Annotated in this window: 13 protein-coding genes; 8 read left to right on the forward strand and 5 right to left on the reverse strand. The window is 67.7% G+C overall.

Features of this window, described 5'->3' with window-relative positions:
• Positions 1-22: 22 nt before the first annotated feature.
• Both OG817_RS41195 and OG817_RS41200 read right to left on the reverse strand, forming a co-directional pair.
• Positions 23-2,503, reverse strand: coding sequence for a GH116 family glycosyl-hydrolase (locus OG817_RS41195; protein WP_406050416.1), 2,481 nt, complete (start codon positions 2,501-2,503; stop codon positions 23-25).
• 66 nt (positions 2,504-2,569) lie between these two features.
• The gene (locus OG817_RS41200; protein WP_406050417.1) at positions 2,570-3,814 is read right to left on the reverse strand and encodes a glycosyltransferase; all 1,245 of its coding nucleotides are present in this window, start codon (positions 3,812-3,814) and stop codon (positions 2,570-2,572) included.
• Between the two features lie 38 nt (positions 3,815-3,852).
• On the opposite strand from OG817_RS41200, the gene OG817_RS41205 reads away from it, so the two are divergent.
• Both OG817_RS41205 and OG817_RS41210 read left to right on the forward strand, forming a co-directional pair.
• Positions 3,853-4,323 (forward strand): helix-turn-helix domain-containing protein, encoded by a 471-nt coding sequence (locus OG817_RS41205; protein ID WP_360445874.1) that lies wholly within the window; start codon positions 3,853-3,855, stop codon positions 4,321-4,323.
• Complete coding sequence (locus OG817_RS41210) at positions 4,316-4,777, forward strand: methyltransferase family protein (protein WP_406050418.1); 462 nt, start codon at positions 4,316-4,318, stop codon at positions 4,775-4,777. The genes OG817_RS41205 and OG817_RS41210 overlap by 8 nt, the downstream gene beginning before the upstream one ends.
• Here the strand turns inward: OG817_RS41210 and OG817_RS41215 are convergent.
• Entirely contained in the window at positions 4,767-5,312 is a 546-nt protein-coding gene (locus OG817_RS41215; RefSeq protein WP_406050420.1) for a hypothetical protein, read from the reverse strand. The genes OG817_RS41210 and OG817_RS41215 overlap by 11 nt on opposite strands.
• Before the next feature lie 165 nt (positions 5,313-5,477).
• On the opposite strand from OG817_RS41215, the gene OG817_RS41220 reads away from it, so the two are divergent.
• The 3 genes from OG817_RS41220 to OG817_RS41230 are packed head-to-tail and all read left to right on the forward strand — an operon-like array spanning position 5,478 to position 8,041.
• Complete coding sequence (locus OG817_RS41220) at positions 5,478-6,140, forward strand: TetR family transcriptional regulator (RefSeq protein ID WP_406050421.1); 663 nt, start codon at positions 5,478-5,480, stop codon at positions 6,138-6,140.
• A complete protein-coding gene (locus OG817_RS41225; protein ID WP_406050423.1) occupies positions 6,137-7,717 on the forward strand; it encodes an MDR family MFS transporter in 1,581 nt (526 codons plus the stop codon). The genes OG817_RS41220 and OG817_RS41225 overlap by 4 nt, the downstream gene beginning before the upstream one ends.
• 24 nt (positions 7,718-7,741) lie before the next feature.
• A complete protein-coding gene (locus OG817_RS41230; protein ID WP_406050425.1) occupies positions 7,742-8,041 on the forward strand; it encodes an MTH1187 family thiamine-binding protein in 300 nt (99 codons plus the stop codon).
• On the opposite strand, the gene OG817_RS41235 is transcribed toward OG817_RS41230, so the two are convergent.
• Positions 8,030-8,773 (reverse strand): SDR family oxidoreductase, encoded by a 744-nt coding sequence (locus OG817_RS41235; RefSeq protein WP_406050426.1) that lies wholly within the window; start codon positions 8,771-8,773, stop codon positions 8,030-8,032. The genes OG817_RS41230 and OG817_RS41235 overlap by 12 nt on opposite strands.
• Before the next feature lie 99 nt (positions 8,774-8,872).
• Between OG817_RS41235 and OG817_RS41240 the strand changes: the two genes are divergently transcribed.
• Entirely contained in the window at positions 8,873-9,718 is an 846-nt protein-coding gene (locus tag OG817_RS41240; protein WP_406050427.1) for a helix-turn-helix transcriptional regulator, read from the forward strand.
• Here the strand turns inward: OG817_RS41240 and OG817_RS41245 are convergent.
• On the reverse strand, positions 9,694-10,578 hold the full coding sequence (locus tag OG817_RS41245; RefSeq protein WP_406050429.1) for a bile acid:sodium symporter family protein: 885 nt from the start codon (positions 10,576-10,578) through the stop codon (positions 9,694-9,696). The genes OG817_RS41240 and OG817_RS41245 overlap by 25 nt on opposite strands.
• 164 nt (positions 10,579-10,742) lie before the next feature.
• On the opposite strand from OG817_RS41245, the gene OG817_RS41250 reads away from it, so the two are divergent.
• Positions 10,743-12,014: an RICIN domain-containing protein gene (locus OG817_RS41250; protein WP_406050430.1), complete on the forward strand. Its 1,272-nt coding sequence runs from the start codon at positions 10,743-10,745 to the stop codon at positions 12,012-12,014.
• 22 nt (positions 12,015-12,036) lie between these two features.
• Complete coding sequence (locus OG817_RS41255; protein ID WP_406050432.1) at positions 12,037-13,122, forward strand: WD40/YVTN/BNR-like repeat-containing protein; 1,086 nt, start codon at positions 12,037-12,039, stop codon at positions 13,120-13,122.
• Positions 13,123-13,148 lie beyond the last annotated feature (26 nt).

The following is a 13,148-nucleotide window of genomic DNA, read 5'->3' on the forward strand; positions in this document are numbered from 1 at the left end:
CATACCATACCGTTTGGTATGGTCAGCCCAACTTCACCACATCCCCGGCGGTTCCCAGGCCGCCCGGTACGTCGATCGGCGCACGATCCGGGAGCTCGATCGAGGTGAGCCGCAGGCTGCCTTCGCGGACGTGGAGGGTGCCCTCGGCCAGGTCCACGGTGCCGAAGGCGTCACCGGTGGACCAGAAGTGCCGGGATCCCGCGACCTGTGGCGCGAACCGCATCACCCCGGTCCGCCCGTCGTAGTCGAACCCGGTCAGCGCGATCACTGCACCCCAGCTCGCCATCGCCCGCGCGTAGTGGTGACCACACTCCGCTTCGTCGAAGGGGTTTCGCCGCTCGCCGTCGTACCGGGCCCGGATGTCGGCGATCACCTTCAGCCCTTCGTCGACCAGACCCTCCGAGATCAGGCCGACAGCGAGGATGTGCTCGAATCCGGTCATCACCTCGGAGAAGTACGGGAACGGGCGCTCGGGCCGGTTGCCACGCGGGTAGCTGCACATCAGTACGGCGGACTCGTCGCCCAGCACGTAGCTGCGCATGTGATTGAAGTGCCCGAAGAACCCGGACCGGCCGTTGTGCTTCAGGATGCTGCGCAACGTCGTCACCACGCGGTCCGTGTCGTGCAGCGAGCCGAGTTGGGTCAGCCGGGCGAGATGCTGACCCACCAGTTGGTCGACGAGACATCCGTCGCCGAGTTGCAGCACAGGGTTCGTGGGGTCGGCCGCGCCCATCCGCTCGCGCAGGCCCGGTGCGACCTCGTCCGCGGAGGCCGGCGGGCGGATCTCGTGCCGGTAGTACTCACCGTTGAAGAGGTGCTCGTCCATCCAGGCGCTGCCGTACTCGAACATCCGCCGGCACTCGTCCGCGAGATCCGCGAGATCCGGGCTGCCGAGGGACCGGGCCATCTCCTCACAGGCACGCAGGGCCGCCAGGTACCACGACTGCATCTGCGGGTTGGGTCCGTAGTACTCGACGTCCATCGTGTTGTGCTGGCAGCCCTCCATCACGCCGTCGCGATCGGCATCCCAGCCACCGGGAATCCAGCAGAACTCGAGCGCCCGTCGAGCAGCCGGCCACAAGGAGCGCAGCATCTCGTCGTCACCGCTGAGTCGCCAGTCGCGATACAGCTTCACCAGGGACCCGAGCTGTCCGTCGGCGGCGGCGACCTGCCAGTCCTGCGCACTCGTTGCCAACGGCAACCCGACCCGGAAGCTCATCAGTCCTTGATCGTTGGTCGCATGGCCGAACTCGACCTCGCGCAGCGAGCGTGCGATCTCACCGAACAGGAACGGCGTCGCCTGCTCGTAGTTCCAGACATGCGTGCAACTGCCGAAACAACTGCCCTCGTGGTCGGAGCACCCTTCCCAGCCGAAGAACCGCCCGTCCGGCGTCCGGAACACGGTCTGCGTCCGCAGCGTGCTCAGGTTGAACAGCGCCGCTTCCTTGACCTGGTCCGGCAGGTCGCCGGAGAGGAAGTCCTCGACGAACGCGACCGTACGACGCTCCAACCCTCCGAGCTGCGGCGCGAACCGGCAGATCGTTGTCCAGGCGTCGTCGACCAGCGTCGTGTAGTGGTTGCCGACGATGTCCGGCTTCTCCCACGCGCGCCGGTTCGGGAAGTGCCAGCCGAGCAGGAAGGTGAAGCGCTCGGTCGCGCCGGCCTCGATCGTACGGCGGTCGGCCACCGAGGCGATCGGTGTCGCGGACTCGCTGGTGCGTTCGTCGAGCCGGCCGTCCGCACTGAAGTCGTCCCAGAAGTCGAGCAGGCTGTCGCCCCACGTCCGGTCCGCCCAGCCGGTCCGGCGACTCAGGTCCTGACTGTCGATCACGCCGAGGGCAATGGAGCCGTACTGCTCCGCAACCGGATCGATACCGCGGCTGCGCAGGAGCACGCCGTCCACGCGAATGCCGGACGGCCCGCTCCCACCGGTCGCCGTACTGTTGTAGTTGTCTGAGGCAACATCGGTGCTGCCGTCGCGGCCGATGAAGTTCTGTAGCGACGCCGCCAGCGAGACCGTCAACGGCTGATCGCCCGGGTTCGTCACCACGAAGCGCAGTACGGCGACCGGCCACGAGCTGGCCTCGACGTCGGTCGGGACGAACGGGTTGAACGCCTCCAGGTCCACCTCGACCGGTACGTCGTCATCGCGGAGTTGGAGCCGCCCGAACGGGTACGCCGTACCGAAGGTGGCTTCGCGGAAGCGGGGGAGGCCGTGGCTCTGGGCGGCGCTGCCGTGGGCGCCCTCGTACTCGCTCAGGTCCAGCGGGCCTTCGGCGGCACGGGTCGTCACGGTGCCGTCAGGTGACTCGGTGCGGATCGCGAAGAACGCCGTACCCGGGTGGAAGCCCTTCGCCGGGCGGTTCACGATCTCCCAGTCGCGGAGATTGCCGCGGCCGCCGAGACTGACCGTCCCGGTGCCGACTCCGCCGAGCGGCAGGGCGATCCGGCGGAGCCGACGGCCGGAGTAGGTGCGGAGGAGGGGCCAGTCCGTGGTCGTCATGTCCACCGACACTAATCGCCCCGACCCGTCAGGGAAATCGATCTCCGGCGGGTCGGGGTGGACCACTTACAGCTGTTGGGCGATGGTCGTGGCTGCTTCCGAGGGGCCGTCGACGGCTGCGTAGAGCTTCTGGATTCGTTCGGCGGCTTCGCGGTGGGCGGGGTTGGCGAGCATTTGGGTGGCGAGATCGGCGAGGGTGGTGGAGCGGGCGCGGCGTGCGGCGCCGAGACGTTCGGCCAGCGCGACGTTGAGGTCTTGTTCGATGTGCAGTGGGATGCCCAGGAGCGGCGTACCGCTGGCCATTGCGGTCTGGACGCTGCCTTGGCCGCCGGTGGTGACGGCGAGATCGACCTGCGGCATGACGAGGTGGCTGGGGAGGACGCCGGCTACCTGGATCTGGTCTGTGGTCAGGTCTGCGAGGGTGTGGATGGTGCCGGCGACGAGGATGCGGGCGTCGAGCCGGGTGAGGTCGGCGACCGCCTGGCGGACCTGCTCGGGCGGAGTCGACGTCATCGCGAGGTAGATCGTCGGGCCGGGGCGGTCGAGGAACTTCTGGACCTCGGGTGGGATCGGGAGGCTCAGCTGGGCGAAGAGTGGGCCGACGGTCCGCAGTTGCGAGCCGGGCCGGTAACCCTTGCCGGGTTTCCAGGCGGCGACCTCCGCGGCGGAGATCCCAAGAACTTCAGTGATCTCCGGGACCAGCGAGAGGTCACCGAGGAGGAGCGCGGCCAGGCTGGGAATGCCTTCCACACCGAGGTCTTCGGCGACCCGGTTGAAGCCGATGCAGTAACCCGGGAAGCGGTTCGGGGTTCGGTTGATGAGGAATCGGGCCAGCCAATCCGGCGCATGCTTCAACCGTGGATCCACCGGCCGGGTCGGCGCCGGCAGCAGCCGATGCTCGAAAACCGGCGGCACGAAGCTGCCGGCATGCTCAGTGATCACCTGTACGCCGGCCAGTCGCGACGACAGCAAGGTGGTCAGGGTGAATCCCGTGACGGCGAGGGTGATCCCGTGCGCTCGGAAGTACTCGGCCTCGGCCGCGACGTACGTCCGGATCTCATCATCGTCGTACATGCTCTGCCGCGGATCGCCGAGCCCGACGGCCGAACCGACGAACGCGGCCGCGCGGGCGGCTGACAGTCCTGGGCCGAGGACGTCGTACTCGATGCCGGCCTCGGCCAGCAGGCGCTCGTGCGGTCCACCGTGGGTGGCGACACGGATCTCGAGGCCGAGCTCGGTGAGGGCGCGGTGCAGCTCGAGCATCCGGGAGGTCTCGGACAAGTAGGCGCAGTGCGGCAGTAGACAGATCACGGTTGCCCCCTTCGACAGTGATAGGTAATATATTGCCTATGTCGTCACGGAGCAAGATGTTCGGGCTCGGAGCAGAGTCGGAGTTGGCGCCATCGGTCCGCGCGTTCCGGACGACGCTGATGCTTGCGCAGAAGCTGCGCAACGAGATGGATGTGCGTCTGCGCGAGGACGGGCTCACGACCCAGCAGGCGGCCCTGATCACAGCGGTCCAGGCGATGGGGAAGCCGTCGCTGGCCGAGGCGGCGGCCGCTCTGGGGAGCACCCACCAGAACGTCGCGCAGATCGTCGCGGCCCTGCAGCGCAAGGAGCTGCTGCAGGTCGAGCCGGATCCCGCGGACCGTCGTCGCAAGTTGCTATCAGCAACGAATCACAGTGCGGACTACTGGCGTGAGCGCGATGCGGGTGACTTCGCCGCTGTCGCCGACTGGTTCGCCGACCTCAGCCCGGACGAGCTCGAGACCTTCTGCGAGCTGTCCGACCGCGTGATCGCGAGACTCGACCGTGCTTAAGGCCGCGCTCGGCAGTACGGCGTTCTTCTTCGCCGCGCCGTGTGTGGTGGGCGGAGTGATTCCGTGGGCCGTGAGTGGGTGGGCTGCGCCGCGGTTCTGGCCGGGCTTTGTCGTGGTGGCTGCTGGGGCGTTCGTCGTACTGCGGGCGTTTGTGCGGTTCGTGCTGGAAGGGCGGGGGACGCCGGCGCCGGTCGCTCCGACGGAGGAGTTGGTGGTCGGCGGTGACTACCGCTTCGTGCGCAACCCGATGTACGTCGGCGTGGTGACCGCGATCCTCGGGCAGGCGCTGCTGTTCCTCGACCTGCGGGTGCTGACGTACGGCGTACTCGCGTGGGCCGTGATGGCGGCGTTCGTGCGGTGGTACGAGGAGCCCGTGCTGCTCCAGCGGTACGGCGCGCAGTACGACGCGTACCGCCGGAGCGTGCCGGCGTGGGTGCCGCGGTTCAGGCGCTGATGCTGTTGCCGTCCTTGTCGCGGAAGACGGTGAGCGGGACGGGACCGCGGTGGAGGACGTGGGGGATGTCGGCCCAGGGGAGCAGCGGCTCAGTGGCGTTCAGGTTGCGGAGGCGGTGGAGCGCTTTGTTCGACGGGGTGGAGAGAGTGGCGACGGTCGCGGGGCTGTAGGGGAGATAGTCCTCGGCGGGCTGCGGACGGAACTCCGGGTCGTGGCGCTTCATCAGGATGCAGGTGCGACTCGGGTCGAGCAGCTCGGCGTCGACGGTCCAGTAGGAAAGTCCGCCCGGTCCGACCCGACCGGACTCGCGCAGGGCGTCGAAGATCGGCGCGGGGTGGACCGGCGAGAGGAAGACGACGTCGGCCCAGCGGCAGCCGAGTGGCGGCACCGGGTTGTCCATCGCCGCAGGGCGGTAGGCGTACTTGCGGGCTTCGCGCTCGTAGAGGTCCGGGTGGAGGTCGCGGAGCACGTTCATCGGGAGGACGGCGGTGCCGCGGAAGCCGCGGATGGCGGCGCGGTACAGGAGTGTCTGCATACACGAAAGCCTCCGAACGGCGGAAGGTCCGCTACCGGAGGCTGCGTAGTCATTTTATCAGTCCGACGGGGTCATGGCTGCCCGTTCACGCAACTTTCTGCAGGACTGCAAGATTTCAGGGTTAATAGTTTGCAGTGAGTGCAAGTTTGTTTCTAGTCTGGTCCGGTGAGGCACGCAGAGGGTGGGTTGCGGGAACGGAAGAAGCGGGAGACGCGGGCGGCGCTGGCCGAGGCCGCGTTGCGGCTCGCCCTGGACAAGGGCCCGGACAACGTCACGGTCGAGGAGATCGCCGAGGCCGCGGACGTGTCGGTGCGCACCTTCTTCAACTACTTCCCGCACAAGGAGCACGCGATCCTCGGGCGCAACCCCGAGCATCTCGAGCGGGCGCTGGACCGGATGCGGACCGCGCCGGCCACGGAGTCCCCGCTGACCACGATGTGGTTCGTCGTCGACGACGTACTGCGGGATCTCGAGCGCGAGGGCGAGTTGTCGCGGCGGGGCGAGCTGATCATGTCGTCGCCGAGCCTGGTGTACCAGCTGATGATGTCCAGCTTCGAGGACGAGCGTCTGCTGACCGCCGGGCTGGCCGAGCGGATGGGTGAGCCGGCCGGATCGGTCCGTGCGGCGCTCATCGTCAGTGCCGCCGGCGCCGCCTGCCGGGTCGCGATGGAGCTGCACAAGGGCGCACCGGACCGGTCCGTCCGCGATCTCGTCGCCGAAGGGTTCCGCGTGCTCGCCGAGGGCCTCGATCCCAGCTTCGACCCGACCGTGCCGCACGAAACCAAGACCAACCACACCATGCCCGAAGAACAGGAAGGTCCCTCATGACGACGACCTCTTCGCCCACGCCCGGATCGGCGCCGGGTGAGGTCACCGAGAACGTCACTACAACGTTGACCCCGAGGCAGACCATCCAGGCCATCTCGGGCCTGATGATGGGCATGTTCGTGGCGATCCTGGCCGGCACCGTGGTCTCGACCGCGTTGCCGCGGATCATCCACGACCTCGGCGCCAGCCAATCGTCGTACACCTGGGTTGTCACCCTCGAGTTGCTCACGATGACGGCCACAGTGCCGTTGTGGGGCAAGCTCGCCGACCTCTACAACAACAAGCTGCTGGTCCAGCTCTCGCTGTGCTTCTTCGTGGTCGGCTCGCTGGTGGCCGGCTTCGCCCCGAACATCGAGGTACTGCTGGGCAGCCGGGTCCTGCAGGGGCTCGGCGCCGGTGGCCTGACCGCCCTGGTGCAGATCGTGATGGCGGCGATCATCCCGCCGCGTGAGCTCGGCCGGTACTCCGGCATCTTCGGCGCGATCTTCGCCTCGGCGACCGTCGGCGGACCGTTGCTCGGCGGCTTCCTGGTCGACTCACCGCTAGGGTGGCGGGCCTGCTTCCTGATCGGCGTGCCGTTCGTGCTCGCCGCGATCGTGCTGCTGCAGCGCACGCTGAAGCTCCCGACGGTACGCCGGGACGTGCGGATCGACTGGTGGGGTGCGTTCCTGATCACCGCCGGAGTGAGCACGCTGCTGGTCTGGTCGTCGTTCGCCGGCAACAAGTTCGAGTGGGCGTCGGCCTGGAGCTTCGTGCTGGTCGCGGTGGCACTGGCGCTGCTGGTGACGGCTGTGATGGTCGAGCGCAAGCACCCAGAGCCGATCATCCCGATGGATCTGTTCCGCAACCGCACGGTGACCCTGTCGATCGTCGCCAGCATGCTGGTCGGTGTCGCGATGTTCGGCGGATCGGTGTTCCTGGCGCAGTACTTCCAGATCGCGCAGGGTTACTCGCCGACCAAGGCCGGGCTGATGAGCCTGCCGCTGATCCTGGGCATGATGGTCGCGTCCACGATCGCGGGTGGGCTGATCACGAAGTACGGCAAGTGGAAGATCTACCTGGTGACCGGCAGCGTGCTGCTGCCGGTCGGGCTGGCGCTGTTCGGCACGATCGACGCGCACACGTCGAAGTACATGCTGTGGGGCTTCATGCTGGTGCTCGGTGTCGGCATCGGTCTGGTGATGCAGAACCTGGTGCTTGCCGCGCAGAACGACGTACCGGCCAAGGAGCTGGGAGCGGCCACCTCGGCGGTCAGCTTCTTCCGCAGCATGGGCGGCACGATCGGGGTCAGCGTGCTGGGCGCGATCCTGGCCAACAAGGTCACCGAGACGCTGAACCCGGGCGGCGCGTCGTCCGGCGGCAGCAACGCGGTGCCGAACATCGCGGAGCTGCCGGAGCAGGTTCGGACCGTGGTCGAGAACGCGTACGGCGCGGCGACCGCCGACCTGTTCATGATGTCGGTGCCGTTCGCGGTGCTGGCGCTGATCGCGGTCGTGTTCATCAAGGAGAAGCCGTTGCTGACGACCTCGGGTGCCGAGCGCCGCGCCACAGAGGAAGCAGTCCAGGACGAGGTCTGAGGACGGTGCTGGCAAGCTGGATGCATGATCGTTGCATTCAGCATCAGCCCTTCCGGCGGTGACGAGACCGGAGGCGTGAGCCAGGCGGTGGCCGAAGCCATCCGCGTGGTCCGCGCCTCCGGCCTGCCGAACGAGACCAACGCGATGTTCACCAACATCGAAGGCGAGTGGGACGAGGTGATGGCCGTGGTCAAGCAGGCCGTCGACGCGGTCGCCGCCGTTTCGCCGCGGGTGAGCCTGGTGCTGAAGGCGGACATCCGGCCCGGGTACACCGGCCAGCTCACCGCGAAGGTGGAGCGGATCGAGCAGGAGCTAGCCGACTGAGTTCAGGATCCGGATCACGTCGTCGTACCGGTTCTCGCGCTCGGCGTCGCGGAGGAAGCGGACCCGGTCGACCAGGATCTCGTCGGCGTTCGGCTGGGTCTGGAACAGGCTGACCGACTCGTCGAGGTATTCGTCCAGCGGCATCCATTCCGGGTCCGGTTCGTGGCCCATCAGGTGGGTCTGGACGGCCGGCGGGACCAGTTCGATCACCTGGAGACCGGTGTCCGCGAGCTGGATCCGCAGGCTCTGCGTGTAACTGTGCACGGCCGCCTTGGTCGCGCTGTACGTCGGCGTGTGCACCAGCGGGACGAACGCCAGCCCGGACGAGACCGTGACGATCGCGGCGTCGGGCTGCTTCAGCAGGTTCGGCGTGAACGCGGTGATGGTCCGGATCGTGCCGAGGAGATTGATGCCGATCGTCTCCTCGCTTGTTGCGAGGTGGGCGGGATCGTGCAGATCCTCGATCCGCATGATGCCGGCCATCGTGACGACGACGTTGAGGTCCGGGTGCTGACCGGTGACGGTCTCGAAGGCCGCGGCGATCGACTCGGGGTCGGCGACGTCGAGGGTGATGCCCTCGATGCCGTCCTCCGCAGCGATCCGGTCGAGCAGGTCCTGGCGGCGGCCGCTGATGATCACGGTGTTGCCGAGGTCGCGGAACTTCCGGGCCAGCCCGAGGCCGATGCCCGACGTACCGCCGGTCATGAAGATGGTGTTGCCTGTGGTTCTCATGTCTCCAGGCTGGGAGCTGATGCCGATGGCAACCAGGCTCGGCTCAGCCTCTGCTCGGCAAGCAGTGGATAACGGCGGCTGGTCCGGGACACTGGAGGCATGGAGTACGCCGACCTGTCCGATTTCCTGCGTAAGCGCCGCGAGGCCCTGCAACCCGAGGATGTCGGGATGCCCCGCGGCCGGCGCCGTCGTACGCCGGGACTCCGCCGCGAGGAGGTCGCCGCGCTGGCCTCGATGTCGGCCGACTACTACAGCCGGCTCGAAGGCGGCCGGGGTCCGCAGCCGTCGGCCGAGATGCTGGGTTCGATCGCCCGCGCGCTGCGGCTGACGCTGGAGGAGCGCGACCACCTGTACGTGCTCGCCGGGCACGGTACGCCGCCTCGGACGACGCGGACCTGTCACGTCGACCCGGGGATGCTGCGGATCCTCGACCGGCTGCAGGACACGCCCGCGATGCTGGTCAACCGGTGTGGCGAGACGCTCGCGCAGACGCCGGCGCATGTCGCGTTCGCCGGCGAGCAGACCAACTACGAAGGTATGGCGCGGAGCGAGTTCTACCGCTGGTTCGCCGACCCGGACTCGCGCTATCTGTACCGCGAACCCGAGCTGTCCACCCACAGCCGGATGCTGGTCTCGTGGCTGCGCTCGGTCGCCACTGCGGACGGCCCCAAGTCGTACGCGGCCTCGATGGTCCGCGCACTGCGGAAGCTGAGTCCGGAGTTCGACGAGCTCTGGGACGCGCACGAGATCGGCATCGCGCACAGCCGGACCAAGCGCTTCCAGCACCCGGTCGTCGGCGAACTCGACCTGTACTGCGAGGTGATCGACAACCGGGACCAGCAGCAGACTCTGGTGGTCTTCACCGCCACCCCGGGGAGCGAGAGCGCGGACAGGCTCGAACTGCTGGCGGTGCTCGGAAGTCAGGCGCTCGACCCGGCCCACTGAACCGTCCGCCGCCGGCCGAGGTAGTAGGCGAACGCGGCGGTCGGGAAGAACATGACGATGCCGTAGACCGCCACCGGGATGGACATCTGGCTGTTGTCGAGCAGGGCCGGACTGAGCGCGATGGTGAGGGCGAGGGTGGCGTTGTGGATGCCGATCTCCATCGAGCAGGCGATCGACTGCGGCTCACCCAGCCGGGCAAGCTTCGGTACGACGTACCCGAGCCCGAGGCTGAGCACGTTCAGCAGCAGGGCTACCACGCCGACCGCCGCGATGTAGTCGAGGACGTTCGCGCGCTCGGTGTAGATCGCCGCGAAGATCACCAGCGCCAGCACGAGGATCGAACCCAGCTTCACCGGCCGGGTCATCCGCTCCGCGAACCTGGGCCACCGGTTCCGCAGCAGCATGCCGATGGCGACCGGGACGAGCACGATCGCGAACACCTGCAGCATCTTCGCGGGCTGCAGCCCGATCTGGCCTTCGCCGAGGAAGTGGTCGAGCGACAGGTTGACCACGATCGGCAGCGTGACCACGGCGAGGACCGAGTTCACCGCGGTCAGGGAGACGTTGAGGGCGACGTCGCCGCCGGCCAGGTGGCTGAAGAGGTTCGCGGTAGTGCCGCCGGGGGAGGCGGCCAGCAGCATCATGCCGGCGGCGAGCGCGGGTTCGAGGTCGAACAGCTTCACCAGTCCGAAGCAGATCAGCGGGAGCAGGATCACCTGGGTGCCGAGTGCGATCAGGACGGCCTTGGGCATCCGCAGGACCCGGGCGAAGTCGGCGACGGTCAGGGTCAGGCCGAGGCCGAGCATGATGAGCGCGAGCGCCATCGGCAGCAGGACCGAGGTGAGCACGGAGTCGTTCATCGAGCGCTCCTTCCGGGGCCGGTGGCTCAGGGTGACAGCGGTGCCGGGCGGGCGGCAAGAGGTCGTTGGTTCCGGAAGCGGCAGAGCCTTTACCGGACTTACGTCGTGAGTTAATTTAAGTTCTGAAATTTCATGCAAGCCGCCCGCCGGAAAGGACCGCCCCCATGCTTTCCGATCGCTTTCGCCTGCCCGCGTTCCTGCTCGCCATCGCCTTGCTGCTCAGTGGTCTGACGACCACCGCAACCGCTCAAGTTCAAGCGAACTTCAATGTGCTGGCGTTCTACAGCGGCACCTGGGACGCCGCGCACATCGACTTCGAGAAGGAGGCGAACCAGCGCTTCCCGCAGTTCGGGGCGCAGAACGGTTTCAACTACACCGCGACCAGCAACTGGGACCAGTTGAACAACCTGAGTGCCTCGCAGTACCAGGTGGTGATGTTCCTGGACGACTCGCCGCACACTGACGCGCAGCGGACCGGGTTCCAGCGGTACATGGACAACGGTGGCGCGTTCTTCGGCTTCCACGTGTCGGCGTACAACGACGCGAGTGGCGGCTGGCCGTGGTTCAACAACACGCTGCTCGGGACCGGCCGGTTCCAGTCGAACACCTGGGGCCCGACCGCCGTCACGCTGAGGGCCGAGAACCGTTCGCACCCGTCGTTGGTGAACACGGGCGCGACGTTCCAGTCCTCGGTGAGCGAGTGGTACAGCTGGCAGAACGACCTGCGGAACAACCCGAACATCCAGATCCTGGCTTCGATCGACCCGTCCAGCTTCCCGGTCGGCACCGACCCGGCGCAGACCTGGTACAGCGGCTACTACCCGATCATCTGGACGAACAAGAACTACAAGATGATCTACGCCAACTTCGGCCACAACGCGATGAACTACGAGACCAACACCCGGCTCTCGTCGACCTTCGACAGCCCGGCGCAGAACCAGTTCATGATGGACGCGCTGAAGTGGCTGGCCGGCGCCGGTACGACGCCGCCGGTGGACCAGCCGTCGCCGACCGCCTGGTACAAGGTCTCGAACAAGGCCAACGGCAAATGCGTCGACGCTCGGGCCGCCGGCGTCGCCAACGGCACGGTGATCCAGCAGTACAGCTGCAACGCCACGCAGGCACAGCAGTTCCAGTTCCAGCCCACGTCGGGCGGCTTCACCCGGGTGAACAACCGCAACGACGCGAGTAAGGTGATCGACGTGACCGGGGTGTCCACCGCCGACAACGCCGGGCTCCAGTTGTGGACCTACAGCAGCGGCGACAACCAGCAGTGGCAGGCCGTCTCCGAAGGCAGCGGCTACTTCCACCTGGTCAGCCGCCACAGCAGCAAGTGCCTGACCGTCCCCAACGGCTCGACCGCCGACAGCACCCAACTCGTCCAACTCACCTGCAACGGAGGTACGGCACAGTCCTTCCTGCTGACGATGGTCTGACCCATCGACTAGGTTGCCGCGCATGAGAATCCTGCGTGTGGCCGCTGTTGCGGCAGGAGGTCTGCTGTTGATGTCTCAGCTCGTGCCGGCTCAGGCGAGCACCGGTTCGTCGCACCACTCGCCGGCGTACCAGTGGAAGGCGACGCCGACCGGGAGTACGGCGCAGTTCCGCGGGCTGGCCGCGGTCAGCAAGGATGTCGCCTGGGTGGGCGGGTCTGAAGGGACCGTGCTGCGGACCGTCGACGGCGGGCGGCACTGGCAGAATGTCAGCCCGCCCGGTGCGGAGGCGCTGCAGTTCCGCGACGTGGAGGCGTTCGACGCGAAGCGCGCGGTGGTGCTGTCGATCGGGACCGGCGAGGACTCGCGGGTGTACCGGACCGCGGACGGTGGCAAGACCTGGACCGAGACCTTCCGCAACACCGATGCGAACGCTTTCTACGACTGCTTCGCCTTCAACGACGACCGGCACGGCTTGGCGTTGAGCGATCCGGTCGACGGCAAGTTCCGGATCGCGGCGACGTCGGACGGCGGCAAGTCGTGGAAGGTCCAGGCGAACGAGGGGATGCCGGCCGCGTTGCCCGGTGAGTTCGCGTTCGCGGCCAGCGGGACCTGCCTGGTTGCCGGACACGGCCGGACGGCCTGGTTCGCGACCGGTGGCGGTGATCGGCCGCGGGTGTTCCGGACCTTCGACGGCGGCCGGCACTGGAAGGTCTCGGACTCGCCGATGGCCAGTGGCGCGGCGGCGGGCATCTTCAGCCTCGCGTTCCGCGGTCCGCTGTTCGGAGTCGCGGTCGGCGGTGACTTCGAGAAGCCGACCGAGGCGGTGAAGGCCGCATCCGTCACGTACGACGGTGGACGCACCTGGAAGCTGGTGCCCGCGGACAAGGCGCCGAAGGGTTACCGGAGTGGATCCCACTTCGTGCCCTGGTCGCCCGCCACCGTCATCGCGGTGGGTCCGTCCGGCAGCGACGTGAGCTTCGACGGCGGGCGCAGCTGGAAGCAGTTCTACGACGGCAGCTTCGACAGCGTCGAGTGCGGCGGTCACGGCTCCCAGGCCGGCTGCTGGGCCTCCGGCGCGAAGGGCGCCGTCGCCCGCCTCGTGCACTGACGGTTCAGACCGGCGACACTCGCTCG

It is taken from the genome of Kribbella sp. NBC_00889, assembly GCF_045207705.1.
Taxonomy (GTDB): Bacteria; Actinomycetota; Actinomycetes; order Propionibacteriales; family Kribbellaceae; genus Kribbella.

Excerpts from the sequence above, each read along its gene's own strand:
- OG817_RS41230 (WP_406050425.1), top strand. The coding sequence starts at position 7,742 with ATGATCGTTGCATTCAGCATCAGCCCTTCCGGCGGTGACGAGACCGGA.
- OG817_RS41195 (WP_406050416.1), bottom strand. The coding sequence starts at position 2,503 with ATGACGACCACGGACTGGCCCCTCCTCCGCACCTACTCCGGCCGTCGG.
- OG817_RS41205 (WP_360445874.1), top strand. The coding sequence starts at position 3,853 with ATGTCGTCACGGAGCAAGATGTTCGGGCTCGGAGCAGAGTCGGAGTTG.
- OG817_RS41235 (WP_406050426.1), bottom strand. The coding sequence starts at position 8,773 with ATGAGAACCACAGGCAACACCATCTTCATGACCGGCGGTACGTCGGGC.
- OG817_RS41245 (WP_406050429.1), bottom strand. The coding sequence starts at position 10,578 with ATGAACGACTCCGTGCTCACCTCGGTCCTGCTGCCGATGGCGCTCGCG.
- OG817_RS41225 (WP_406050423.1), top strand. The coding sequence starts at position 6,137 with ATGACGACGACCTCTTCGCCCACGCCCGGATCGGCGCCGGGTGAGGTC.
- OG817_RS41255 (WP_406050432.1), top strand. The coding sequence starts at position 12,037 with ATGAGAATCCTGCGTGTGGCCGCTGTTGCGGCAGGAGGTCTGCTGTTG.
- OG817_RS41240 (WP_406050427.1), top strand. The coding sequence starts at position 8,873 with ATGGAGTACGCCGACCTGTCCGATTTCCTGCGTAAGCGCCGCGAGGCC.
- OG817_RS41215 (WP_406050420.1), bottom strand. The coding sequence starts at position 5,312 with ATGCAGACACTCCTGTACCGCGCCGCCATCCGCGGCTTCCGCGGCACC.
- OG817_RS41250 (WP_406050430.1), top strand. The coding sequence starts at position 10,743 with ATGCTTTCCGATCGCTTTCGCCTGCCCGCGTTCCTGCTCGCCATCGCC.